Origin of the sequence: Sphingomonas sp. PvP056 (assembly GCF_040549155.1) — a bacterium.
GTDB lineage: Bacteria > Pseudomonadota > Alphaproteobacteria > Sphingomonadales > Sphingomonadaceae > Sphingomonas.
This window is the reverse complement of the sequence record NZ_JBEPST010000006.1, coordinates 163,062-187,331: the sequence shown is the minus strand read 5'-3', so window position 1 is coordinate 187,331 and position 24,270 is coordinate 163,062. Positions and strand designations below refer to the sequence as shown.

Annotated in this window: 18 protein-coding genes; 7 read left to right on the top strand and 11 right to left on the bottom strand. The window is 66.3% G+C overall.

Translation table 11 applies throughout. The annotated features are described in order from the left end of the window. Nucleotides 1-214: 214 nt before the first annotated feature. Nucleotides 215-922: a hypothetical protein gene (locus ABIC17_RS15195; RefSeq protein ID WP_354283143.1), complete on the top strand. Its 708-nt coding sequence runs from the start codon at nucleotides 215-217 to the stop codon at nucleotides 920-922. A gap of 26 nt (nucleotides 923-948) precedes the next feature. Here ABIC17_RS15195 and ABIC17_RS15190 read toward each other — a convergent pair whose 3' ends face one another. After that, nucleotides 949-3,102: a hybrid sensor histidine kinase/response regulator gene (locus ABIC17_RS15190; protein ID WP_354283141.1), complete on the bottom strand. Its 2,154-nt coding sequence runs from the start codon at nucleotides 3,100-3,102 to the stop codon at nucleotides 949-951. On the opposite strand from ABIC17_RS15190, the gene ABIC17_RS15185 reads away from it, so the two are divergent. Then, nucleotides 3,089-3,985 carry an exonuclease domain-containing protein gene (locus tag ABIC17_RS15185; protein WP_354283139.1) on the top strand — a complete coding sequence of 299 codons (897 nt, stop codon included), beginning with the start codon at nucleotides 3,089-3,091 and terminating at the stop codon, nucleotides 3,983-3,985. The genes ABIC17_RS15190 and ABIC17_RS15185 overlap by 14 nt on opposite strands. A 63-nt stretch (nucleotides 3,986-4,048) precedes the next feature. On the opposite strand, the gene ABIC17_RS15180 is transcribed toward ABIC17_RS15185, so the two are convergent. The 3 genes from ABIC17_RS15180 to ABIC17_RS15170 form a co-directional block, all read right to left on the bottom strand. Next, a complete protein-coding gene (locus tag ABIC17_RS15180) occupies nucleotides 4,049-5,992 on the bottom strand; it encodes a ribonucleoside-diphosphate reductase subunit alpha (RefSeq protein ID WP_354283137.1) in 1,944 nt (647 codons plus the stop codon). A 411-nt stretch (nucleotides 5,993-6,403) separates the two neighbouring features. After that, a complete protein-coding gene (locus tag ABIC17_RS15175) occupies nucleotides 6,404-7,786 on the bottom strand; it encodes a sensor histidine kinase (RefSeq protein ID WP_354283135.1) in 1,383 nt (460 codons plus the stop codon). Between the two features lie 169 nt (nucleotides 7,787-7,955). After that, nucleotides 7,956-8,615, bottom strand: a complete 660-nt coding sequence (locus tag ABIC17_RS15170) for a response regulator (protein ID WP_354283133.1) — start codon at nucleotides 8,613-8,615, stop codon at nucleotides 7,956-7,958. A 150-nt stretch (nucleotides 8,616-8,765) separates the two neighbouring features. Here ABIC17_RS15170 and ABIC17_RS15165 point away from each other — a divergent pair, with 150 nt between their 5' ends. Further along, nucleotides 8,766-9,404 carry a hypothetical protein gene (locus ABIC17_RS15165; RefSeq protein WP_354283131.1) on the top strand — a complete coding sequence of 213 codons (639 nt, stop codon included), beginning with the start codon at nucleotides 8,766-8,768 and terminating at the stop codon, nucleotides 9,402-9,404. Nucleotides 9,405-9,466: 62 nt separating this feature from the next. On the opposite strand, the gene ABIC17_RS15160 is transcribed toward ABIC17_RS15165, so the two are convergent. Continuing rightward, nucleotides 9,467-12,115: a putative bifunctional diguanylate cyclase/phosphodiesterase gene (locus tag ABIC17_RS15160; protein WP_354283129.1), complete on the bottom strand. Its 2,649-nt coding sequence runs from the start codon at nucleotides 12,113-12,115 to the stop codon at nucleotides 9,467-9,469. A gap of 137 nt (nucleotides 12,116-12,252) precedes the next feature. On the opposite strand from ABIC17_RS15160, the gene ABIC17_RS15155 reads away from it, so the two are divergent. After that, nucleotides 12,253-13,776 carry a fumarate hydratase gene (locus tag ABIC17_RS15155; protein ID WP_354283127.1) on the top strand — a complete coding sequence of 508 codons (1,524 nt, stop codon included), beginning with the start codon at nucleotides 12,253-12,255 and terminating at the stop codon, nucleotides 13,774-13,776. A 536-nt stretch (nucleotides 13,777-14,312) separates the two neighbouring features. Here ABIC17_RS15155 and topA read toward each other — a convergent pair. Then, nucleotides 14,313-16,961, bottom strand: a complete 2,649-nt coding sequence (gene topA, locus ABIC17_RS15150) for a type I DNA topoisomerase (protein WP_354283125.1) — start codon at nucleotides 16,959-16,961, stop codon at nucleotides 14,313-14,315. A 106-nt stretch (nucleotides 16,962-17,067) separates the two neighbouring features. Here topA and ABIC17_RS15145 point away from each other — a divergent pair, with 106 nt between their 5' ends. Then, the gene (locus tag ABIC17_RS15145; protein WP_354283123.1) at nucleotides 17,068-17,334 is read left to right on the top strand and encodes a hypothetical protein; all 267 of its coding nucleotides are present in this window, start codon (nucleotides 17,068-17,070) and stop codon (nucleotides 17,332-17,334) included. Between the two features lie 90 nt (nucleotides 17,335-17,424). On the opposite strand, the gene dprA is transcribed toward ABIC17_RS15145, so the two are convergent. Continuing rightward, nucleotides 17,425-18,522, bottom strand: coding sequence for a DNA-processing protein DprA (gene dprA / locus ABIC17_RS15140; protein ID WP_354283121.1), 1,098 nt, complete (start codon nucleotides 18,520-18,522; stop codon nucleotides 17,425-17,427). Beyond that, on the bottom strand, nucleotides 18,515-19,120 hold the full coding sequence (gene plsY / locus ABIC17_RS15135; RefSeq protein WP_354283119.1) for a glycerol-3-phosphate 1-O-acyltransferase PlsY: 606 nt from the start codon (nucleotides 19,118-19,120) through the stop codon (nucleotides 18,515-18,517). The genes dprA and plsY overlap by 8 nt, the downstream gene beginning before the upstream one ends. Before the next feature lie 112 nt (nucleotides 19,121-19,232). On the opposite strand from plsY, the gene murI reads away from it, so the two are divergent. Both murI and hemA read left to right on the top strand, forming a co-directional pair. After that, nucleotides 19,233-20,027 carry a glutamate racemase gene (gene murI, locus ABIC17_RS15130; protein WP_354283117.1) on the top strand — a complete coding sequence of 265 codons (795 nt, stop codon included), beginning with the start codon at nucleotides 19,233-19,235 and terminating at the stop codon, nucleotides 20,025-20,027. 71 nt (nucleotides 20,028-20,098) lie between these two features. Continuing rightward, nucleotides 20,099-21,340, top strand: a complete 1,242-nt coding sequence (hemA, locus tag ABIC17_RS15125) for a 5-aminolevulinate synthase (protein WP_354283376.1) — start codon at nucleotides 20,099-20,101, stop codon at nucleotides 21,338-21,340. 373 nt (nucleotides 21,341-21,713) lie between these two features. Here hemA and ABIC17_RS15120 read toward each other — a convergent pair whose 3' ends face one another. The 3 genes from ABIC17_RS15120 to ABIC17_RS15110 are packed head-to-tail and all read right to left on the bottom strand — an operon-like array spanning nucleotide 21,714 to nucleotide 24,068. After that, complete coding sequence (locus tag ABIC17_RS15120; RefSeq protein ID WP_354283115.1) at nucleotides 21,714-22,166, bottom strand: DUF3429 domain-containing protein; 453 nt, start codon at nucleotides 22,164-22,166, stop codon at nucleotides 21,714-21,716. Between the two features lie 10 nt (nucleotides 22,167-22,176). Then, nucleotides 22,177-22,800: a class I SAM-dependent methyltransferase gene (locus ABIC17_RS15115; RefSeq protein WP_354283374.1), complete on the bottom strand. Its 624-nt coding sequence runs from the start codon at nucleotides 22,798-22,800 to the stop codon at nucleotides 22,177-22,179. A 26-nt stretch (nucleotides 22,801-22,826) separates the two neighbouring features. Continuing rightward, a complete protein-coding gene (locus tag ABIC17_RS15110; RefSeq protein WP_354283113.1) occupies nucleotides 22,827-24,068 on the bottom strand; it encodes a BtaA family protein in 1,242 nt (413 codons plus the stop codon). Nucleotides 24,069-24,270: the final 202 nt, after the last annotated feature.

The following is a 24,270-nucleotide window of genomic DNA, read 5'->3' as shown; positions in this document are numbered from 1 at the left end:
TAGCGGACGGCAGGGGTTTTAGCCATCGAAATCTCCGCGCCGTTTACGGATTTTGCGCAAGGGATGGTGTCTTGATCTCGGCAACGGCGCTACATCTTGTTTGCAATGTGGCCCTTGCCCGGACATCCTGTCACCGGCGAGACAGGCGTGTCGCGCCCGCCGGAACGGCATCTTCCCGGCCTGCGTTGCAGCAGAACGCTTTGAGGATTCCCGATTGAGAAACATCGATTTCAGCTCGTGGCAGAGTTTGCTCGCCACGGTGTTAGGCCTGACGCTGGTGACCCTGCTCGGCGTCGGTATCCGGTTGCTCACGATGATGGTGTTCCAGCAGCGCCGGGAGCGGATGAATCGCCAGATCAACGAGCGTCTGCGCACGCTGATCGCGGCGTACAAGACATTGGGGGGCTCGTTCACCGGCGATCTCATGGTCGATCCTGCGCACAAGCGCGATCTTCACCGCCCGAATCAGGCAACGGCGGGCCAGCAACCGGATGTGGCGCTGGATCTCAGCGCCGAGACCGTGGCTCGATCCGACCGGTCCCGGCGGATTCGCGATGCGGTCGAAGCGGCGCTTTCCGACATCATCCTGCTGGGAACCGAAGAGCACGTCCGCCTTGCCGATCGCGCGGTGCATGAATTGGTGGCGGGGCATCCGGTCCATGTCCACGACCTGGTCGTGTCGCTGCGGGCCTTCGTGCGTGCGGCGCTCGATCTCGATCCGATCCCCGCGGATCTTGTGCTTCCGATGCAGGGACCTGCCCGTCCGTCGGGCTCGGGCGGCGGGGGCAAGGGGGCAGGCGGGCGCGATGAGGGCGGCAAGGGTGGCGGCGGCGGCGGCGGCGGGATGGGCGGCGGCGGTGGGATGGGTGGCGTCGATACGGCAGCATATGACGTCCACCACACGCCGCAGCGCGGGGTTTGATCCGCCTCAGCCAATTGCAGCGCTAATCAGCTGGTCGCCGTTGCGCTCGCGTCGGGGTGCAGGCTGGCCAGACGTTCCGCCAGTTCCGCATGGCGAAACGGCTTGGTGAGACGGGGAATGTCCGGGCTCACGCCCTCGGCTTCGGCATAGCCCGACACGATTAGCACCGGAAGCCTGGGGCGCCGCGCGCGCATGTTGCGGGCGAGCGTTTCCCCGCTCATGCCGGGCATGAGATGGTCGGTCACCAGGATATCGGGGGTGATCCCGCCGTCGACCAGCTGCAATGCCTCCTCGGCCGATCCCGCCTCGACCACTTCATAGCCGAGACCGTTCAACATGTCGGCGGTGCTCATCCGCACGAGTTCCTCGTCATCGACGAGCAGCGCGATCCCGCGTGCCATCGCATGGCCCGCAGCCGCCGGCATCGGCGCGTCGGCGTCGATCGCCTCGAAACTGATCGGGAGCCACAGATCGACCGTCGTCCCCGCGCCGGGAACACTGTGGATCGACAGACCCCCGCCGAGCTGCGCCGCAAGACCATGCGCCATCGACAGGCCAAGGCCGGTGCCCTTGCCGATCCCCTTGGTCGAGAAGAACGGCTCGATCGCGCGTATCCGGGTCGCCTCGTCCATCCCCATGCCCGTGTCGCGGACCGACAGGCGGACATAATGACCGGTCCGCAGCCCTGCGTCGTGCCGAGTCCGCACAGTCTCGCGCGATGCCGTAATCGTGAGGTCTCCCCCATCCGGCATGGCATCGCGCGCGTTCACGCTGAGATTGAGGATCGCCATCTCGAGCTGGTTCGGATCGGCTCTGGCGGGGGGCAAGTCGTCCGCCATCAGCACACGGATGCTGATCTTCGGCCCAAGCGTACTGCCGATCAGCCCGGTCATGCCCTTGACCAGTTCGGCCACGTCGACCGCGGTGGGTTGCAGCGGTTGCCGGCGTGCGAAGGCGAGCAGCCGCTGGACGAGCGTCTTGGCGCGTTCGGCGGACTGGAGCGCACCGTCGATCAGGCGACGCTCGCGATCGTTGCCGATCCCGCGGCGCAGCAGCATGTCCAGCGCGCCGATGATCGGCGTGAGCAGGTTGTTGAAGTCGTGTGCCACGCCGCCGGTCAACTGGCCCATCGATTCGAGTTTCTGCGACTGTCGCAGCGCCTCCTGCGTCTGCACGAGTTCCGCTTCTCGCGCCTTGTCCTCGGTCAGATCGCGACCGATGGCGATGAAGTTGGTTCCGTCCGGCTCGGGTGAGACGGTCCATCCGATCGGCGTCCAGCTGCCGGTGCTGGTTGCGATGCGGTTCTGGAAGCGGGTGGGGAGTCCCGTGCGCCCCATCTCCTCGATCGCGGCAAGTGTTACGCCGGCGTCATCGGGATGCATGAATTCCGAATAGGGCGTCGCCAGCAGGTGTTGCTCGGGCCAACCGAGCACCGCGGTCCAGGCCGGATTGACCGCGGACATCCGCCCCTCGAAATCAGCGCGCGCCAGCATGTCCTCCGACAGCACCCACAGCCGGTTGCGTTCCGACGCTTCCGCCGCGCGCCGCGCGCGTTCGGCCAGAACCTGTTCGGTTGTTTCGGTGCAGGGGCAGAACAGCCCGACGACACTGCCGTCATTGTCCCGGACGGGGGTATAGGAGAAGGCGAAGTGCGCTTCCCGTGGGCGGCCGGGGCGATCGAGCATAAGCGTGATGTCGCCCATATGGACTGGCTCGCCCGACCTGACTCGCTCGACCAGCGGCGTCAGTTCGGTGCGCACCTCCGGCCAGACGTCGAAGAATGCGCGGCCGAGCGCGGTTGGATGACGATTAGCGAGCATGTGCGCGTAGCGATCGTTGTACAGCAGGATATGGTCCGCGCCCCAGCCGACGAACATCGGCTGGTCTGCGGCGAGCAGGAGCCCCACCAGCGTCTTGAGTGGTTGCGGCCAGCCCGCCGGTGCACCGAGCGATGTCGTCGGCCAGTCCTTTGCCCGGATCAGCGCGCCCATCTCGCCGCCGCCCGCCAGGAAGTGTTCGTCATGCCTGTGTTCGGTAGCGATGGTAGGTTCCCAACGGGTTTCGTATGTCGTGACATTAGCCGGGTCGGCGCAGACCTGCCAGCATTCTACCGCGGGCGTGGTCGCGGCCCCGTAATCGAGGGTGCGCTTGCTTGCGGGACCCATTATGTTCCGTACCATGCATTCGATCCTGCCGCCGCGTGTTCCACTTCCGTCGACGCCCCCGGTCGTCGCTGCGCCTGACTTCGTCGTCGTCGACGTCGAGACGGCGTGCTCAAGCGTCAGCAGCATCTGCCAGATCGGGATCGTCGGGTTCCGGGACGGGGTCGAGGTCTTCGAATATGAGACGCTGATCGATCCGCTCGACCGTTTTTCGTCGTTCAACACGCGGATTCACGGGCTCACCAGCGACCACGTCATCGGCGCGCCGACGTTCGCCGCGGTCCACGCCACGATCGACGCGCATCTCGCCGGACGCATCACCGTCGCGCACTCGAATTTCGACAAGGGGGCGCTCGGCGCGGCGTGCCGGGTGCATGACCGGACGACGATCGAGACGACGTGGCTCGACAGTGTCCGCGTCGCCAGACGCGCGTGGCCCGAATTGCCGAGCCATCGGCTCAACGTACTGAGCAAGTTTTTGGGGGTTCGCCACAAGCATCACGACGCGCTCAGCGATGCGCGCGCGGCGGGCATGGTGATCGTGCGCGCGATCGAGCATACCGGGATCGATCTGGCCGGTTGGCTGGCCCCCTATCGGACGCGCGGCGGAGCGGCACCCAAGGCTGCGTCGGCGGGCCCGTTGAAGGGGGAGCGAGTCGCCATCCTAGGCGCCCCGCGCGACGGGGCGCTCGCGCAGAGCCTGGCCGCTGCGGGCGCGCGCATCGTCGCGTCGGTCGGCGTGACCACGACGAAGCTGGTCATCGGCAACGACCAGCCGTTCGGACGCTATGTGACCGCGCATGCCGACCACAAACGCGCCGATGCGCTGCGCCGGGACGGCTACGCGATCGAGATCGTGTCCGAGGACGAAATGGTGCTGCGTCTGGCGCGGGCGGCCTGAAGCGGCACCGCGGGAATTACACTCCCGACGCCGCCAAAAGGACGGCGTCGGAAGCAATGCGCATCACTGGCAGGCGAGACACTCGTCGTAATCGGTCGTCTCGAACTCGTATTGCGGCTTCTCGATCGTGTTGTCGTTCTCAACGCCGCCGGCGAACCCTGCCCGCTGCACCGACTTGGAGCGGAGGTAATAGAGCGACTTGATCCCCAGTTCCCATGCGCGGAAGTGGAGCATCAACAGGTCCCACTTCTCGACGTCAGCAGGGATGAACAGGTTGAGCGAGGTCGACTGGTCGATATAGGGCGTGCGGTCCGCCTGGAGCTCGAGCAGCCAGCGCTGGTCGATCTCGAAGCTAGTCTTGAAGCAGTCCTTTTCCTCGACATCGAGGAACTCGAGATGCTGGACCGACCCACCCTGTTCGAGGATCGAGTTCCAGATCGCGTCCGAATTCTTCGACTTGGCGATCAGCAGCTTTTCCAGATACGGATTCTTGATCGAGAACGAGCCGCTGAGCGTCTTGTGCGTGTAGATGTTCGCCGGGATCGGCTCGATGCACGCCGAGGTGCCGCCGCAGATGATGCTGATCGACGCGGTCGGCGCGATCGCCATCTTGCAGCTGAACCGCTCCATCACGCCGCGATCCGCCGCATCCGGGCAGGGCCCGCGCTCGACCGCGAGGTGCATCGACGCTTCGTCGACCTGCGCCTTGATGTGCTTGAACATGCGCAGATTCCACGACTTCGCCATCGCGCCCTCGAACGCCAGACCGCGTGCCTGGAGGAACGAGTGATAGCCCATCACGCCCAGGCCGACCGACCGCTCGCGCATCGCGGAATAAGCGGCGCGTTCCATGCCGGGTTCGGCGCGGTCGATAAAGTCCTGCAGGACATTGTCGAGGAAGCGCATAACGTCCTCGATGAAGCCCTTCTCGTCCTTCCACTGGTCCCACGTCTCGAGGTTGAGCGAGGACAGGCAGCACACCGCGGTGCGCTCGTTACCGAGATGGTCGGTGCCCGTCGGCAGCGTGATCTCACTGCACAGGTTGGACGTCGACACCTTGAGCCCGAGCTCGCGGTGGTGGCGCGGCATGCCCTTGTTCACGTGATCCGCGAAGACGATGTACGGCTCGCCAGTGGCAAGCCGCGTCTCGACCAGCTTCTGGAACAGCGAGCGCGCGTCGACCGTCGCGCGCGCCGAGCCGTCCTTGGGGCTGACCAAAGTCCATTCGCTGCCCTCGCGGACCGCTTCCATGAACGCGTCGGTGATCAGCACGCCGTGGTGGAGGTTGAGCGCCTTGCGGTTGAAATCGCCCGAGGGTTTACGGATCTCGAGGAATTCCTCGATCTCCGGGTGCGACACGTCGAGATAGCAGGCGGCCGAACCACGGCGCAGCGAGCCCTGGCTGATCGCGAGCGTGAGCGAATCCATCACGCGGACGAAGGGAATGATCCCCGAGGTCTTGCCGTTGAGGCCGACCGGCTCGCCGATCCCGCGGACGTTGCCCCAATAGGTGCCGATCCCGCCGCCGCGCGACGCGAGCCAGACGTTCTCGTTCCACGTGTCGACGATCCCGCCGAGGCTGTCGGGGACCGAATTGAGGAAGCACGAGATCGGCAGGCCGCGCCCGGTGCCGCCGTTCGACAGCACCGGCGTCGCGGGCATGAACCAGAGGCGCGAGATATAGCCGTAGAGCCGCTGCGCATGCGCTTCGTTATCGGCGTAGGCCGACGCCACGCGGACGAACAGGTCCTGGAACGTCTCGCCCGGGAGCAGGTAGCGGTCGCGCAACGTTTCCTTGCCGAAATCGGTCAGCAGCGCATCGCGCGAATGGTCGACCTCGACCGGGTACAGCTGGACGTGGACTTCCTTGGAATCCCCGCGCGCCGCAAGCTTGCGATCCGCGCCGTTGCGATCCGTTTCCTGGGGAGCCTGAACGCTTGCCGCGAGCGCCTCGATCATGTCGGTTGCCATATCCGTCTTCACTTCCTCGGTATCCCGAAAATCCATTGTCTCGCCCCTCGGTCCGGTTCGCGAACACGCGGCAGTCACGCCATCATGTTCCCGACTCGTTCAATCTTTGTTCGATTCGGGAGACAGGCTCCCTAGCTAGCATTTCGGAAGCGATCGGCGAGACCAAAATGCAATCGCGACCGCTTGCGAGCCGCTGATCCATCGTCCGCACGATATGGGGTCGTGCGGTTCACTCTACCAGTTGTTGCGCTCGCTCCCGAACCTGACCCCTACAGATTGTGCCCATATCGGCCAACAGGCAATATCATAAATGACAGATACAAGACTCGGTTCGTCGCACTTCCACGCCTTCTGACGGAGCGGCGGCCGGGTGCAGCGCGCGCGACGCGCGGTCAAAGCTGGGGTTGCGGAAAGGCAAGAGGCCGAACCGGGAACGTGACATTTATTTCACGTCGGGCCGGCAAAGCCGACCGGCAAGGTGACATGGACCGCCAGCCCCCCAAGCGATGCCGTATCGAGCATCAGGGTGCCGCCGTACAGATTCGCCAGTTCGGTCGCGATCGACAGGCCAAAGCCGTGCCCATCGCCGCGTTCGTCGAGCCGTTGCCCCGCAGAAAGCGCGGCGGCGCGAGTCGATTCGGGTATACCGGGGCCGTCGTCCGCGATCGTTAGCACGGCGAATCGGTCGTCCGCGCTGCGGGTCGCACTGACCGCGATTCGGGTGGCGGCCCAGCACCATGCATTGTCGAGCAGATTGCCGACCAGCTCGTCGAGATCCTGCCGGTCGACCGCGACCGCGAGCGCCGGGTCGATCGCGATATCGGCAGCAATGCCCCGCTCTGCGTGGATCCGCGCAAGTGCGTCGGCCAGATCTTCCACGACTGGGGCGAGCGGAGTCGCGACGCGCGAGGCCACGCCCGGGGTGGCAGCGCGGGCGCGACCGAGGTGATGGCGTACCGCCTGATCGATCCGCGCGATCTGTGCGCCGAGCGTGCCGTCCGGGTCGAGTGGGCGGACCGACAGCGCGAGTGTCGCGAGCGGGGTCTTGAGGCCGTGCGCGAGATTCGCGACATGCCCGCGCGCGTTGGCGAGTGCAGCGGCATTTTCGGCGAGCAGCGCGTTGATTTCGGTTGCCAGCGGGGCAAGTTCACGCGGCTGGTCGTCGGGGATGGCGGTGGCGCGACCACCGCGCACCGCTGCCAATGCCGTGCGCATCCGTCCAAGCGGCGCGAGGCCCACGCGCAACTGCACCAGCGTCGCGATGCCCAGCGCGAGACCCAGCAGCAGCAGCGAGCCGAGCAGTGGTGCCATCGCCGCGCGCAACGGGCGATCGACGATCGCACGCGGCGCGGCGGCGGTGATGCGGACCTGACCCGCAGGGGTGGCGAGCGTCAGGCTGCGCGCATGCCGTGCGCCGCGCGCGTCCTGCCAGTCGAGTGCGCGGGTGCGGTCCCCGGGGCCATGCCGCAGCGCCCGATCCTCGATCGGCGGTGGAGGAAGCGCGGTCCACGGCGTGCGCATCGCGTCCAGATCGGGCGAGGCGGGGGATGCGATGGTCCGGCCCCCCGCATCGATCCGCCATCCCCATCCGTTCGCGGCGTCGTCATAAGGTGCGGCGAGAATGACGCGATTGCGATCAACACTGCCGTCGGGACGGACCGCCTGCGCAAGGATCGCGATCTGCGCATCGAGCCGCTCGTCCAGCCCGTGCATCACGAACCGGTCGAGCACCGCGCCGATCGCGAAGGCGGCGAACGCGAGCGCGGCAAGCGTGGTGAGTAGCGCGGTCACGAGCAGGCGACCGTAGAGCGAGCGCGGGAGGAGCGTCATGCGGCTGCCCGGCCGAGGCGGGCGGGCGGGGCGGCGTTTCCACCATATCCGGCGTCACCCTGAACTGGTTTCAGGATCCACCGTGCCACACCGGCTGTCCGCCATTGTTGCGGGGTAGATGCTGAAACGAGTTCAGCCTGACGGAGGGTGGGAAGCCATGCCACGCTCCTCATGCCGCGATGATCCGATACCCGCGGCCGCGCACCGTCTCGATCAGGTCCGCGCCGATCTTCTTGCGCAACCGCCCGACGATCACCTCGAGCGAGTTCGAATCGGGATCCGCATCGCCCTCGTAGATATGCTCCATCAGGTCGAGCCGCTCAACCACCACACCCTTGCGCAGCATCAGCGTCGACAGCACGCGCCATTCGAGCGCGGTGAGGCGCAGCGGAAGCCCGTCGCGCTCGACCTGCCCGGTCTGCGCATCGAACGTGATCGGCCCACACACGATTCGCGCTGCCGCATGCCCTGCCGAGCGCCGTACCAGCGCGCGCAGCCGCATGACGAGTTCCTCGATCCGGAACGGCTTGGTCAGATAATCATCCGCGCCTGCGCGAAACCCTGCGACCTTTTCTGACCAGCCATCGCGTGCGGTGAGGATCAGCACGGGCAACGCGCGTCCGGCGGCGCGCCATTCCTCGAGCACGGTGATCCCCGATTTGCGCGGCAATCCGAGGTCGAGCACCGCCGCGTCATAGCTTTCGGTATCGCCGAGATGCGCGCCGTCCTCGCCATTCGCGGCGACATCCACCGCGAAATGTTCGGCACGCAATGCTTTGGCGGTCGCCTCGGCCAGCGCGGCGTCGTCCTCGACCAGCAGGATACGCATAAGGCGGCTCTTTCGTTCGCGGCGGCGGGGCGGGATGCCGCGGCAATAATCCGGCTAACTTGCCGATCTAAACCCAAACTGAACCGCAAGGTTCAGTGGGCCGGGGGCACGACTCGGTAAAAGGCTGCATACCAACCAAGGAGCTTACCGATGACCGAAGACACAACCACTCCCTCGCGCCGCAAGATTTCGACCCGCGGCGCGCTGATCGCGGCAGCCTTGCTCGCGGTCGGCGTCGGCGGCGGCGCGACCGTCGCGCAGATGACCGCACCGTCGGTCGAAATGGCCCCGATCAAGCCCGTCGCGATCCGCTCGCTCAGCGACACCGGCAACGTCGTCACCGTGCGCGGCAAGGTCGCCGAAATCTACGGGCCGATGTTCATCCTGTCCGACGGTAGCGGGCGCGCGCTGGTCGAGGGTGGACGCCAGACCGACGGCACCAGCCTGATCGGCGTCGGGCAGACGGTGAGCATCCAGGGCCGGTACGGCCGCGGGATGTTCCACGCGTCGTTCCTCGTCGGCGCTGACGGCAAGGTGACCGCGCTCCGCCCGATGCCGCCGCGTGGCGGGCGTGGTGGTCCGCATGGCCCTGGTGGACCCGGCGGTCCGGGCGGACCCGGTGGCCCTGGCGGTCCTGACGGCCCCGATGGTCCGGACGGCGCCGGCATGGCCCCCCCGCCGCCACCGCCCGCCGCCGCCGGGACGACGGCACCGGCTGCCACCACCGGCAGCGCGCCGGTCGCGGCTCCTGCGGCCGCCCCCGCGGCAACCGGCAACACCGCCGCATAAACACGAAAGGCCGCGCGGACGTGTCCGCGCGGCCTTCTGCCCTGATGCCTTGACCCGGTTTGCTATCCCGCCTTGCGCGCGACATTGGGGACGCTCGGCGCGGCGAGGCGTTCGAGGTTGAACATCTCGGCAAATTCGAGCCCAGCGCGTCCGTCCGCCGCCCAGCGCAATTTGGCGGGGAACATCTGGTCCTCGACCAGTTCGATCAGCACGTCGAGATCGACCGCGCTTGCGTCAATCTCGATCCCCTCGACCATCACGCCCGTCGACGAGATGTTGCGGATTCGCACGTCGCCGCTCGCCCCGCCCGCCTGCAGCCGCGCGTTGCGCAGCATCGCGGTGCGCGGGTTGCGCGTGATCTGATAGCCGCTCGCGGTCGCCATCCCGCCGCCGACCTTCAATTGCAGCAAAACATCCGCAGCGCGCGTCGGCTTGCCATAGACATACCCCTGGATGTGGCTGCATCCGAGGTCGCGGATCAGCGTGATCTCGTCGCGATTCTCGACTCCTTCCGCGGTCGTATCCATGCCGAGCGCATCCGCCAGCGAGACGATCGCACGGATAATTGCGGCATTGCGATTGCCCGCGATCGTCGCGCCCTTGACGAAGCTCTGGTCGATCTTGATCTTGTCGAACGGCGCTTTCTTCAGATAGCCGAGCGACGAATAACCCGTCCCGAAATCGTCGAGCGCGAGCCGCACCCCACAGCCTTTCAGCGTCTTGAACATCTGTTCGGACGCTGCGCTCTCGTCGAGGAAGACGCCTTCGGTAATTTCGAGTTCGAGCCGGTGCGGCGCGATCCCGGATTTCGCGAGCGCCGAGGTGACGAGCGACGGCAGGATCGGATTGGCGAACTGAATCGGCGAGACGTTGACCGCGACGCGAACGTCGCCCGGCCAGCCTGCTGCCTCGGTGCACGCAGTGCGCAGCACCCATTCGCCGATGCTCTCGATCAACCCGCAATCCTCCGCCACGGGGACGAATTCGGCAGGGCTGACCAACCCGCGCGTCGGATGTTCCCAGCGCAGCAACGCCTCATAGCCGACGATCCGTTCGGATCGCGTGTCGACCACGGGTTGATAGGCGAGATAGAACTGGTTGCCGACGAGCGCCTGGCGGAGATCGTCCTCGAGCTGTTTGCGGCTTTGCGCACCGACCAGCAGTTCTTCGCGGAAGAAGCGGTGGATGCCGCGGCCGTCGCCCTTGGCGGCATAGAGCGCGAGATCGGCGTTGCGGATCAGCGTTTCCGACGCTGCGCCGTCCTGCGGTGCGATCGCCACCCCGATCGAACAGCCGATGCTGATCGCCGACCCTTCGATCGAATAGGGTTGCGACAGGTCGAAGATCACGCGCCGCGCCAGTTCGCCCAGCTTCTCGCGGTCGGCATGGCCGGGCATGATCACCTGGAATTCGTCGCCGCCGAGCCGCCCGACCAGCCCCGCATCGCCGATCGCGCGTTGCAGCCGCTGCGCGACCTTCTTCAGCAACGCATCGCCGATCTGATGGCCGAGCGTGTCGTTGACGGTCTTGAAGCGATCGAGGTCGAGCAGGAACAGGCTGGTCATCCGCTGCGATGTCGCGGGTTGCGCAAGCATCTGGTCGAGCGCGAGGCGCAACCGCTGGCGATTGGCGAGGCCGGTGAGCCCGTCGAACAGCGCGAGCCGCGTGATCTCGGCATCGGCACGGCGGCGCTCGGTCAGGTCGGTCCCGCTGCCGACGAAGCCGAGGAAGATCCCGTCCTCATCAAAGATCGGGCGCCCCGACATCGACCACCAGCGTTCGAGCTTTGCGCGGCTTGCGGGGCGCACCGAATAATTGGAAAACGCGGTGCGCGAGGAGAGATGGAAGGCGATCGTCCGCTCGGTCTCGGTCAGCGCGCCGTCCATCCGGAACAGTTGCGACAACGGCTCGCCGATCGCGGGGGTGTCGGGCAGGTCGAGTTCCGTTGCGACCCGGTGGGTGAGATAGGTCACTTCGCCGTCCGCATTGGTCTGCCAGAACCAGCCGCTCGAATGCGTCTCGAATTCCGCGACCAGCCGGGTCGCCATCCGGCCCTGCGCATGATCGAGATCGCGCTGCTCGACCGCGTGGCGCTCGAAACGGGCGAGCCGGTAGGCGATGCTGGTCAGCATCAGCAACACGCCGATTCCGATCCACAAGCCCAGCCCGAAGCGATCCTCGACCGCGAGCGTCGCGAGCAGGCCCGCGCCAAGTCCGATCGAGGCGGCACGAACCGGATATAGCGCGACGATCATCACGATCATCGCCGCGAACGTCATGACGTAGCTGGCGAGCCGGGTGGGCCCCGGCGGGAGCATCCCGGTCGCGAACACCAAAGCAAGGATGGTCGCGCCGCCGACCATGCCCGAGACGGTCGCCAGCCGAACCTTGACGTGCGGTGGCCAGCGTCGGGCGGTGCCGTGTCGCAGCGTGGCGAGCAGCAGCGTGCCGGAGATGGCGGTGACCAGTGCGCCGGCGGCTGCGGCGATCAGCACGCCCGTCGCACCGCTGGCAAAGGCGGTCCATCCGATCAGCAACGGTGCCGCGATCGCGACCGTCAGCGCGTAGGGCCATGTCGCGGAAAGCAGCCGCAACTGTCGACGGAGCGCATCGCGGTGCGCCTCGGACGTCGACGCGCTGGCAGACAGGTCGGTCCTCAGGGCGGCGAAGGCAACCCGAAGCGCGCGAAACGGGGTTAAACGGATCTGCATGGGGATGCCCATAGCGCACGACCCCTCCATTTTGCCTTGCGGGAGGTGGTTAACGCGGCGGTGGTTCCGGCCCGCCGTGACTTGGCGTGACGGCGCGGGGGGCATAAGGCAGGGGAAACGCCAGTACGGGAAGCGCCATGACCACGATTATCCGCGAAGCCGATCTGATCGAGAGCGTCGCCGACGCGCTGCAATTCATCAGTTTCTATCACCCGATGGATTATATCCGCGCGCTCGGCGCGGCCTATGAGGCCGAACAGGGCCCCGCCGCCAAGGACGCGATCGCGCAGATCCTGACCAACTCGCGGATGTGCGCCGAGGGGCATCGCCCGATCTGCCAGGATACGGGAATCGTCAACGTCTTCATCAAATGGGGGATGGACTGCCGGCTCGACGACACCAGCCGCTCGCTCCAGCAGGTCGTCGACGAAGGCGTGCGGCTCGCCTATCTCAACCCCGAGAACAAGCTGCGCGCCTCGATCCTCGCGGACCCCGCCTTCACGCGCCGCAACACCAAGGACAATACGCCGTCGGTGCTCCACGTCGAAATGGTGCCGGGATCGCGCGTCTCGGTCGATGTCGCGGCGAAGGGCGGCGGGAGCGAGAACAAGTCCAAGTTCAAGATGATGAACCCGAGCGATTCGATCGTCGACTGGGTGCTCGAGATGCTCCCGCAGATGGGCGCGGGCTGGTGCCCGCCGGGGATGCTGGGGATCGGCATCGGCGGCACCGCGGAGCATTGCATGCTGCTTGCGAAGCAGGCGCTGATGGAGCCGATCGACATGGGGCCATTGAAGGCTCGTGGTCCGAAGAATGACATCGAGGCGCTGCGGATCGAGATCTTCGACAAGGTCAACGCGCTCGGCATCGGCGCGCAGGGGCTGGGCGGGCTGTCGACCATCCTCGACGTCAAGATCATGGACGCGCCGTGCCACGCCGCGGGCAAGCCGGTCGCGATGATCCCCAATTGCGCCGCGACCCGCCACGCGCATTTCACGCTCGACGGCAGCGGGCCGGCGTATCTCGAGACGCCCAAGCTCGACGAGTGGCCCGACGTCCACTGGGTGCCCGATCAGGCCGCGATCCGGGTTGATCTCGACACGCTGACCCCCGCCGACGTGCAGGGCTGGAAACAGGGTGACCGGCTGCTGCTCAACGGCAAGATGCTGACGGGCCGCGATGCCGCGCACAAGCGGATCAAGGACATGCTCGACGCGGGCGAGCCGCTGCCAGTCGAGTTCAAGGGCCGCGTGATCTATTATGTCGGGCCGGTCGATCCGGTCGGCGAGGAAGTGGTCGGCCCGGCGGGGCCGACGACGGCGACGCGGATGGACAAGTTCACGCGGATGATGCTCGACCAGGGGCTGCTCGCGATGGTCGGCAAGGCCGAGCGCGGGCCGGATGCGACCAAGGCGATCGCCGAGGGCAAGAGCGCCTATCTGATGGCGGTCGGTGGCGCGGCCTATCTCGTCGCGCGCGCGATCAAGGGCTCGAAGGTCGTTGGGTTCGAGGATCTCGGGATGGAAGCGATCTACGAGTTCGAGGTGGTCGATTTCCCCGTGACGGTCGCGGTCGATTCGTCAGGCGCGAACGTCCACCAGCTCGCGCCATTGGTGTGGAAGGACAAGATCGCGCGCGAAGGGTTGCTGGTCGGCGCCTGAGGGGTAGGGGGCTGATGCGTCACCGCGTATCCGCCCCCCATACACTTCCCGCTCCCTACACGCTTCCCCCCTCAACTCGCTTCCCCCACCAATCGCTTCCCCGGCGGAGGCCGGGGCCCAGTTGAAGTGGCCGAGGTAACGGAGCGCAGCGTCTCGGCTTCCACCGTTCCGCTCCTAAGCCCCGGCCTTCGCCGGGGAAGCGGGCTAAGGGATAGGCGCTATTCGGTCGCCGTCCTGGCTGGCGGCGCGGTTTCGGCCTCCCCTCTATTCGCTTCCCCGGCGGAGGCCGGGGCCCAGTCGCGATGGCTGAGGTAACGGAGCGCAGCTCTCACCTTCGACCGTTCCGCTCCTGGGCCCCGGCCTTCGCCGGGGAAGCGTGTTGAGGATGGACTTCTGTGCTTTGATTCCCTCAACCCGTTCGGGCTGAGCGAAGTCGAAGCCCCCGCATCACAGGCTGAACCAATGTTGCGAGGAGCCCTTCGACGGCGCTCAGGGCGAACGGGAGATAGGCGATCGGGCTCAACCGAGCCTTGGCGCTAATCTGCGGCTTTCTTGGCAGTCGGCTTCTTCGCGGCGGGTTTCTTGGCCGCAAGCTTCTTGGCGGGAGCCTTCTTGACCGGTGCCGCGGTTTCGGCGTCGGCCGCGTCGCTTGTCTTCGCCGCGACCTTCTTCGCCGGTGCCTTTTTAGCCGCCGGTTTCTTCGCCGCCGGCTTCTTCTTCCCCTTGGTCGGCGGAGCCGCCGCCGCGCGCGCGTCGATCAGCTGCGCGGCTTCTTCCAGCGTCAGCGCATCCTTCTCGATCGACTTGGGCAGCGTCGCATTAGTCGTCCCGTCGGTGACGTAGGCGCCGTAGCGGCCCTCCATCAGCTTGATCTCAGCCTCGCTGCGCGGATGCAGGCCGAGCACCTTGAGCGGTGCCTGCGCGCCGCGTTGCGGACGCCCGCCGCCTGCGGCGGCTTCGGCGAGTTTCACCACCGCCGCGTTCATCCCCGTCTCGAACACGTCGTCGGTCGAGGTCAGCCGCGCATATTTGCCCGCGTGTTTCAGATATGGGCCATAGCGGCCGATCGCCGCCGTGATCGGTTCGCCGGTTTCGGGATGTGTGCCGATCGTCCGCGGCAGTGACAGCAATTTGAGCGCCCATTGCAGATCGAGCTCGCCGATATCCTTCGGGATCGACGCCATCTTGCGCGTCTCGCCCTCGCCGATCTGGATATACGGCCCGAACCGCCCCGATTTGCGCTCGACCGGCAGGCCGCTGTCAGGATCGTTGCCGAGCGTCTCGGGGCCGGTATCGACACCCTCGCCGTCCGCACCCGGCTGGCCGAAGCGGCGGGTGTATTTGCATTCGGGATAGTTGGAGCACGCCACGAACGCGCCGAACTTGCCGCCGCGCAAGGCGAGCTGCCCCTGGCCGCAATTCGGGCACAGCCGCGGGTCGCTGCCGTCCGCCATCGGCGGGAAGAGATAGGGCGCGAGGAATTTGTCGAGCTCGGCGGTCACTTCGGACGGCTTCTGCTCCATCACCTCGGTGGTGCGCGGCTTGAAGTCCTTCCAGAACGCTTCGAGCACCGCCTGCCATTCGGCGCGCCCGCCCGACACTTCGTCGAGCTCGTCCTCGAGCCCCGAGGTGAAGTCGTAACTCACATATTTCTCGAAGAACCGTTCGAGGAACGCGGTCACCAGACGCCCCGATTCCTCCGCGAAGAAGCGGTTCTTCTCGACCCGAACATACTCGCGGTCCTTGAGCGTCTTGATGATCGACGCATAGGTCGACGGACGCCCGATCCCGAGCTCTTCCAGACGCTTGACCAGCGACGCTTCCGAGAAGCGCGGCGGCGGCTGGGTGAAGTGCTGCTCGGCGGTGACGCCCTTCTTGGCGGGCGCGTCGCCTTCGCGCAGGCGCGGCAGGCGCTTGGCGTCCTCGTCCTGCGTATCGTCCGAGCCTTCCTCGTACAAGGCGAGATAGCCCGGGAAGAGCATCACCTGCCCGGTCGCGCGCAAGGCGGTGTGGCCGGTGCCGTCCGCCATCTCGACCGTGGTGCGCTCCATCCGCGCGCTCGCCATCTGGCTCGCGAGCGCACGCTTCCAGATCAAATCGTACAGCCGCGCATGATCGCCGCCGCCGGCCTTGTCTTTGGAGAAATCGGTCGGGCGGATCGCCTCGTGCGCTTCCTGCGCGTTCTTCGCCTTGGTCTGGTAGACGCGCGGCTTGTCCGGGACATAGCTCGCGTCATAGCGGTTCGCGACCGCGTGGCGCGCGGCCGAGATCGCGCTCGAATCCATCTGCACGCCGTCGGTCCGCATGTAGGTGATCGCGCCGTCCTCATAGAGGCCCTGTGCGATCCGCATCGTGTGATCCGCCGAGAAACCGAGCTTGCGCGACGCTTCCTGCTGGAGCGTCGAGGTGGTGAAGGGCGGCGGCGGGTTGCGCGTCGCGGGCTTCACCTCGACCGACTGGACTGTGAAATGCCCTTGCTCGACCGCGGCCTTGGCGCGGTTGGCCACGCCTTCCTCGCCGATCGACAGGCGATCGAGCTTCTTGCCCTCGAACGTCACGAGCCGCGCCTGGAACGGCGTGCCGTCCTGCTCCATGTCGGCGATGACTGACCAATATTCCTGCGGCCGGAACGCCTCGATCTCGCGCTCTCTGGAGACGATCAGACGCAGCGCGACCGATTGCACGCGGCCTGCCGACTTGGCACCAGGCAGCTTGCGCCACAGCACCGGCGAGAGCGTGAAGCCGACGAGATAATCGAGCGCGCGGCGCGCACGATAGGCGTCGATCAGATCGGTATCGAGCTCGCGCGGATGCTTCATCGCATCGGTGACGGTCGCCTTGGTGATCGCGTTGAAGGTAACGCGCTGGACGTCCTTGGGGAGCGCCTTGCGGCCCCGCAGCACTTCCTGGACGTGCCAGCTGATCGCCTCGCCCTCGCGATCCGGATCGGTCGCGAGGATCAGGCGGTCGGCGGTCTTGGCGAGATCGGTGATCGCCTTGAGCTGCTTGGTCTTGTCCGCGTAATTCTCCCACTCCATCGCGAACCCCTCGTCGGGGTTCACCGATCCGTCCTTGGGCGGCAGGTCGCGGACGTGGCCGTAGCTCGCGAGCACGCGGTAATCCGAACCGAGGTATTTCTCGATGGTCTTCGCCTTGGCGGGCGATTCGACGATGACAAGCTGCATGGGGGTCTATTGCGTCCTTACGTGTACGCGCGAGGGTGACGGGGTGTCGGCAGGCTCGTCAAGCGTCGGGTGGCGTTTTTGGCCGGATTGGCGTATTGCTGAAGTCATGAACGCGATGATCGATACGCTTAAGGCAGCCAAGTCGTTCGAAGGCGCTGGCTTTGCCAAGGCACAGGCTAAGTCGCTTGCGACCACGATCGCCGAGGCAACCAGCGCATCGCGTGAAGATATGGTCACCAAGGACTATCTCAAGGGCGAGATGGCGGTCTTGAAAAACGATATTGTGCGTTGGATGCTCGGGTCGCAGGTGATGCTCATCGTGGTGCTCGTTGCTCTTGCTAACTTCACGAAGCTGCTGGCCGCACATTCCTAAGGTTTGATGACAACACCCCACCTGTCCGTTTCGAGCGAAGTCCGAAACGGACGGGAAGGGGGAAGACGACCGCAGACGGGAATTCCCTGGTCAGGTTAGCGCCACCCTGCCCCCGGCATGCCGCTCCAGCCGCCCGGCCAATTCCAGTTCGAGCAGCACTGTTTGAACAATCGCGGGGGAGGCCCCCGATTGCCGGATCAGTTCGTCCATCGCCACTGGCACCGGCCCGAGCAAGCTGGCGATCACGCGCCGGTCGGTGTCGCTTGCATCCTCCGGCGGTGGCGCCCGGAAGGGGTCGCGCGAGCTTTGTACCATCCGCCCGTCGATCGGGCGGACCGTTTCCAGCACGTCGGCGGCGGATTGCACCAGCGTTGCGCCGTCGCGGATCAGCCCGTTGCATCCTTGTGCGCGTGGGTCGAGCGGGCTGCCCGGCACCGCCATCACTTCGCGGCCTAGTTCCCCCGCCAGCCGCGCGGTGATCAGCGAGCCGGACCTGGGGGCCGCCTCGACCACCACGGTTCCCAGCGAAAGCCCGGCGATGATGCGGTTTCGATAGGGGAAGTGCCGCGCGCGCGGTTCCGTGCCCGGCGGTTGTTCGGCGATCAGCAGCCCTTCGCGCGCGATCCGGTCCTGCAGGTTTGCGTTCTCGGGCGGGTATACCACGTCGATCCCGCCAGCGATGACGCCGATCGTGCCGGTATCGATCGACCCGACATGCGCCGCGGTATCGACGCCGCGCGCCAGCCCCGACACGACGACGACGCGCTCGCGCCCGAGTTCGGCGGCAAGCTGGCGGGCGAAGCGGCATGCAGCGGCCGAGGCATTGCGCGCGCCGACCATCGCGATCGGGGTGCGGGCGAGCAACCCGGTGTCGCCGCGGACGATCAGCGCGGGGGGCGCGTCGTCCAGTTGCGCGAGGAGATCGGGATAGTCGGGCTCGCCGAGGAACAGGTAGCGCGCGCCGAGACGGTGCACCGTGGCAAGTTCGCGTTCGACGAGCGCCACGGGGGCAACCGAGGGCGATTTTCCGCCGCCACGCGCGGCAAGCTGGGGCAGGGCAGCGATCGCGGCGTCGGCCGATCCGAACCGTGCGATCAACTGGGCGTAGGTGACGGGGCCGACCTGCGCGGTACGGATCAGGCGGAGCCGCGCGATCGCGTCGCCGCCGATCCGGCCCGGATCAGCCAACCTTTTGCCCGATCCTGGGTTCGGTGCCGCTCAACAGGCGATCGATATTGCCGCGATGCTTCCACAACACGAGCAGCGCGAGCGCGAGCAGCAGCAGCACGATGTCGAACCGTGAGAAATAGGCGGCACACAAGGGGGCGCTGACCGCGGCGACCATTCCGGCAAGCGACGAGATCCGCATCGACGCCAGCAGCGCGATCCACACCGCGGCATAGACCACTCCGATCGGCCAGTGCAGCGCGAGCACGATCCCGAGCAGGGTCGCGACCCCCTTGCCGCCGTTGAAGCGGAGCCACACCGGATAGAGATGCCCGAGGAACACCGCCGCCGCCGCGACCACGCCGTTGCCCCCCAGATACGCATCCGCGATCCACACTGCGACGAACCCCTTGGCGGCATCCAGGAACAGCGTTGCGGCGGCGAGGCCCTTGCGTCCGGTGCGCAGCACGTTGGTCGCGCCTATATTGCCCGAACCAACGGCGCGCAGGTCGCCCGCACCGGCCATTCGGGTCAGCAGGACGCCAAACGGAATCGATCCCAGCAGGTAGCCGATCACCAGCGCTGCCAAGGGAGCGATCCACAGATACTCAGTCTTCACTATCCGTACGCCCCCTCGTTTGCCCTATCGTATCAGCATGTGTGCCATGGCCCAACCCCGGCCTACGCGCCATGATTTTGTAATTCCGGACGGCGTCACTACAGACGATCCCATGGACGAAAGACCAGTTCTATTCTTCGATTCCGGCGTCGGCGGATTGTCGGTGCTGGCCGCGGCGCGCGCGCTGTTGCCGCGGATGCCCGCGGTGTACGTGGCGGATTCCGCAGGGTTTCCCTATGGCACCAAGAGCGAGGCCGAGATCGGCGCGCGCGTTCCCGCACTGCTCGGGCGGCTCGCCGAACGGTACCGTCCGCGGCTGATCGTGATCGCGTGCAACACCGCCTCGACGATCGCGCTGGCGGCGGTGCGCAGCGCGCTCGACCTGCCGGTGGTGGGCACGGTGCCCGCGATCAAGGTTGCCGCCGCGCACAGCCGAAGTCGCGTGATCGGCGTGCTGGGGACCGACGCGACGGTGCGCCAGCCCTATGTCGATGATCTCGCCGCGCAGTTCGCGAGCGACTGCCGCGTGTTGCGCCACGGGTCGGCCGAACTCGTCGCGCTCGCCGAGGCGCGACTGCGCGGCGATCCGGCCGATCCGTCGCGGTATCGGGCAATCCTCGCTGGCCTGTTCGACCAGCCGGGCGGCGACCGAATCGATACGATCGTCAACGCCTGCACGCATTTCCCGCTGGTCGAGCACGAATTGCGCGCCGCGGCACCGCATCCGGTGGCGTTCGTCGACGGATCTGCGGGGATCGCGCGGCGGATTGCGTTCCTGACGGAGGGGCAGGCGTGGCCGGTCATCGCCCCGCCGGGACTCGCGGTGTTTACCGGGGGCGTGTCCGACGCCGCGCGGCTTGGCGACGCGCTTGCAGGGCATGGCCTCACCACGGTCGAGACGCTGTGACGGGCCGGGTCGATCAGAGTGATCGCGCGAAGGTGCTGGAAATTGGCGGGGGCGAGGTCTATTTGGGCGGGATGGACATGGAAACATCCGCGCGCGGAGTCGATTACTCGCGCATCTTCGCGCAGGCGATCGACCGCCTCCATGTCGAGGGACGCTACCGCGTCTTCATCGACATTCTGCGCAACAAGGGTGCCTTCCCCAACGCACGCTGCTTCGCCGGGCATAACGGCCCCAAGCCGATCACCGTGTGGTGCTCGAACGACTATCTCGCGATGGGCCAGCATCCCGCGGTGATCGGCGCGATGGAAGAGGCGCTGCACGACGTAGGCGCGGGCTCGGGCGGCACGCGCAACATCGGCGGCAACACGCATTACCACGTCGATCTGGAGGGCGAACTCGCCGATCTCCACGGCAAGCAGGGCGCTTTGCTGTTCACCAGCGGCTATGTCTCGAACGAGGCGACGCTGGCGACGCTCGCCAAGATCCTGCCGGGCTGCATCATCTTCTCGGACGAACTCAACCACGCGTCGATGATCGCAGGCATCCGCAATTCGGGCTGCGAGAAGCACGTCTTCCGCCACAACGATCTCGCACATCTCGAGGAACTGCTCGCGTCGGTCGACCCGACCACGCCCAAGCTGATCGCTTTCGAGAGCGTCTATTCGATGGAAGGCGACATCGCGCCGATCGCCGAAATCTGCGACCTCGCGGACAAATACAGCGCGCTGACTTATCTCGATGAAGTCCATGCGGTCGGCATGTACGGCCCGCGCGGCGGCGGCATCTCGGACCGCGAGGGGCTCGCGGACCGGCTGACGATCATCGAAGGGACGCTCGGCAAGGCGTTCGGCGTGATGGGCGGCTATATCGCTGCGGACCAGACCATCGTCGACGTGATCCGCTCCTACGCGCCGGGGTTCATCTTCACGACATCGCTATCGCCGGTGCTGGTCGCGGGGGCGCTGGCAAGCGTGCGGCACCTGAAAGCATCGAGCGTCGAGCGCGAGGGGCAGCAGCGCGCTGCGGCAGGGCTCAAGGCGATGTTCGCAGGCGCCGGGTTGCCGGTGATGAACTCGACCACGCATATTGTTCCGCTGATGGTCGGCGATCCGGTGAAAGCCAAGAAGATCAGCGACATCCTGCTCGCCGAATATGGCGTGTACGTCCAGCCGATCAATTACCCGACCGTCCCGCGCGGCACCGAACGGCTGCGCTTCACGCCTGGCCCCGCGCACGACGAGGCGATGATGCGCGACTTGACCGATGCGCTGGTCGAGATCTGGAGCCGGCTGGAGTTGCGCAAGGCTGCGTGATTGATGGAGCGCTCGGGCGTCCTTGAACCCGGTTGCATCGCATCTTCGGTGACGTCTGCAAGCTGCGTTATTTCCCCCACCTGTTCGTCATCCCCGCAAAGGCGGAAATCCATACTGGCGGACTGCTATAATAGTCCTGCGCGGCATTAATGGATTCCCGCCTTCGCGGGAATGACGGATGCGGGAGGGGCTTGGTCCTGCGCCCCCAAAGGCGGATTGCCGTCGTGTAGTCGAACGGAACCCCTTTCTATTCAACCCGTTACGTTTCCGTCATCAAGGAGAAAGCGTGATGGGCAAGGGTTGTATTCTGTGGATGGTCGGCGTGCCGATCCCCGTCATCATCGTATTGTATCTGTTGTTCGGCCACTGAGGCTCAGCCAAGCGCCAACAACAGGGTGAGCCCGCCGAGCCCGAGCGACAGCGGCAGGCGCAGGCTCATCCACCACAGCGGCACCAGCCCGCGGCGTGCTAGCAGCAGATCCACCCCGAGCGCGCCGATCAGCGCAAGCCCCAGCAGGATCAGCGACGGCCCCGGCCACGGCGCGCCGACAGCCCAGGGCAGCGCGCTCCCCAGCGCCAAGAGCGACGGAACCACCGCGGCGACCCACAGCCATTCGGGCGAACGATCGGCGGAGGCCGCGACGCCCCACCACAGTCCCCCTAGGAAGCTCAAAATCAACGCAGCATAGGCATAACCCAGCGCGATCGCGGAAAAGTGCAGTGACGCGTCGCCGCCGAACACCACCGCGACTGCGGCGAGTTGCGGCAGCAACCCCGCCAGCCCGAGCCAGCGCGGAAAGACAGGCGGGGTCGTTTGCGTCGTCATCGTCTGCCCCTTATCCCCGGCTCAGCGAGGCGCTCCATGCATAGCCGCGCCGCAGCGATGCAAACCGGCCGGTCAAGCCATTGTCCCGTGCCGCCGCACGAACCGCCTCCGGCAGCGTCGCGCGCGGGGTAACGTCGAACTTCGCGAGCCACGCGAACAGCATCACCTGGAACGGGCGCGGCAACCCCTCCTGCTGCCCAAAATCGACGATATCGAGCCGCCCGCCCGGCGCAAGCTTGCTCGCCCCCTCACGCAACGCGCCCTGCCAGTCGGGGATCATCGACAGCGTATAGCTCTGGAACACGCGGTCGAATGCAGCCACGCCGAACAGTGCGGTCGAATTGAACGCGGTCGCATCGCCCTGCGCGAGCTCGATCCGGTGCGACAGTCCTGCCGCCGCGATCTTGGCGCGCGCGGTCTCCAGCATGGCGGCGGAAATATCGATCCCGAAATAGCGCGCATTCGGAAAAGCGCGCGCCGCCGCGATGAGGTTGCGCCCGGTGCCGCATCCGACCTCGAGCACGGTCCCGCCCGGGGGTGGCGCGATGCCCGCAATCAGCGCGTCTCGCCCGAGCAGGTAATATTTCCGCGTCAGGTCATAGATATGGCGCTGCGACCGATAGATCGCATCCATATGCCCCGCATGGCCGGACGACTGCGTCACGCCAGGACGTAGAGGTGAACGCCGCCGTAGATCGAGGAGCGATCGCGCTTGGTGTAATCGAGCGATTCTTCGGTGCGATAGTCCCACTTGTCGAGGATCGCGTCGGGGACGCGACCGGGCAGGATCGTCGCAACCCCGGCGGTGCGGAACAGCACGCGCGACCCCGGACGCGCGGTGCGCGTGATCTCGGTCCACAGGTCGGTGAGCTGCTCGTCGGTCATCCAGTCCTGCGCATCGAGCAGGATGTAGCGATCCTGCGAGGCATCGTCCTGCACGCGCAGATGCTCGGTGAAATTGACGTGGCGAACCTCGATCCGCTCGGCCCGGTCGACGATCTCGGCATAATGGTCGCGCTGGAGGTACGGCGGGAGCGGCGCGTTCTCGCCCTTGGCATAGCCACGGCCGAACGCCTGCCACGCGAAATAATTGTCCTTGATGTCGAAATCGCACGCGAGCTTCTCCAGCCGCGCGCGGAGCACCACGGCCATCTTCTCGTCGCCCGCCAGCGCGTCATATTGCGCGGGCGGAATGCCGAGGCCGAACAGTGATGCGGGGTGATCGGTGATCCACTTGACCACCGCCTTGTCGAAGAACGGCGCGAACTCGCGGTCGAAGATCTCGCGCTGTTCCTCGATCGACTTGGCTTCGAGCAGCACCTTGGGGTTCACCCCGTTCAACCGCGCGAGCAGATGCGCCACGCCGATGAAATTGCCGAGCAGCCCGCGCTTGTAGACGTTCTTGGAGAAGCCGCCGATCCGGCGTCGCCCGATCATGTCGCGGCCTTCCCAATAGGCCAGCGTCGTCTCGTCGAGATGCGGGCGGATATAGGTGCGATACGCCATGACGTTCGCGCGCGAATTGGCGGTCGCAAAGAAGCGGTGGAACGCCTCGTAGCTCGGCAGATGCCGCGCCGCGACGAGTTTCAGCTTGTTGAGCGCGATATGCGCGGTGTTGAGGTCGACCGCGGTGATCGCCTGCGGGTTAGCGGTCAAATACGACAGCACGTTGCACCCGCCCGACGCGATCGTAACGATGCGGCAATCGGGCGTGATTGCGAGTGCTTCCATGTCGACCTCGGGGTCTTCCCAGATCTGCGCATAGACCAGCCCGCGGAACGCAAAGGTAAAGGCGCGCTCGAGCAGGCCCTGCTTCGACAGATGGTCGTGCCGATGCACGGCACTGGCCACCGCGGTGTTCTTGGATGCGGTATTCTTGGGGGACCGAAGCGCGATGGCCATTTCAACACTCTCCTGCCGGATCGCACGCGGACACTGGGCGCTAGCGGCAGTGCTGCCGCTACGACGATCTGGTGACGCTTCCATGACGATATTGCGATGAGTTGGAAAGGACCTGCCGACAAAAGGGGGCCGGCAGGTCCCTTACAATCAACCATTCGCCGCAAAGGAGGGGATCCAGCGAACGGGTACACGCATCGGCACT

Excerpts from the sequence above, each read along its gene's own strand:
- topA (WP_354283125.1), bottom strand. The coding sequence starts at position 16,961 with ATGCAGCTTGTCATCGTCGAATCGCCCGCCAAGGCGAAGACCATCGAG.
- ABIC17_RS15110 (WP_354283113.1), bottom strand. The coding sequence starts at position 24,068 with ATGGCCATCGCGCTTCGGTCCCCCAAGAATACCGCATCCAAGAACACC.
- ABIC17_RS15190 (WP_354283141.1), bottom strand. The coding sequence starts at position 3,102 with ATGGTACGGAACATAATGGGTCCCGCAAGCAAGCGCACCCTCGATTAC.
- murI (WP_354283117.1), top strand. The coding sequence starts at position 19,233 with ATGGACGAAAGACCAGTTCTATTCTTCGATTCCGGCGTCGGCGGATTG.
- hemA (WP_354283376.1), top strand. The coding sequence starts at position 20,099 with ATGGACATGGAAACATCCGCGCGCGGAGTCGATTACTCGCGCATCTTC.
- ABIC17_RS15170 (WP_354283133.1), bottom strand. The coding sequence starts at position 8,615 with ATGCGTATCCTGCTGGTCGAGGACGACGCCGCGCTGGCCGAGGCGACC.
- ABIC17_RS15145 (WP_354283123.1), top strand. The coding sequence starts at position 17,068 with ATGAACGCGATGATCGATACGCTTAAGGCAGCCAAGTCGTTCGAAGGC.
- ABIC17_RS15175 (WP_354283135.1), bottom strand. The coding sequence starts at position 7,786 with ATGACGCTCCTCCCGCGCTCGCTCTACGGTCGCCTGCTCGTGACCGCG.
- ABIC17_RS15120 (WP_354283115.1), bottom strand. The coding sequence starts at position 22,166 with ATGACGACGCAAACGACCCCGCCTGTCTTTCCGCGCTGGCTCGGGCTG.
- ABIC17_RS15180 (WP_354283137.1), bottom strand. The coding sequence starts at position 5,992 with ATGGATTTTCGGGATACCGAGGAAGTGAAGACGGATATGGCAACCGAC.
- ABIC17_RS15115 (WP_354283374.1), bottom strand. The coding sequence starts at position 22,800 with ATGGATGCGATCTATCGGTCGCAGCGCCATATCTATGACCTGACGCGG.
- ABIC17_RS15160 (WP_354283129.1), bottom strand. The coding sequence starts at position 12,115 with ATGCAGATCCGTTTAACCCCGTTTCGCGCGCTTCGGGTTGCCTTCGCC.
- ABIC17_RS15185 (WP_354283139.1), top strand. The coding sequence starts at position 3,089 with ATGTTCCGTACCATGCATTCGATCCTGCCGCCGCGTGTTCCACTTCCG.
- ABIC17_RS15155 (WP_354283127.1), top strand. The coding sequence starts at position 12,253 with ATGACCACGATTATCCGCGAAGCCGATCTGATCGAGAGCGTCGCCGAC.
- ABIC17_RS15165 (WP_354283131.1), top strand. The coding sequence starts at position 8,766 with ATGACCGAAGACACAACCACTCCCTCGCGCCGCAAGATTTCGACCCGC.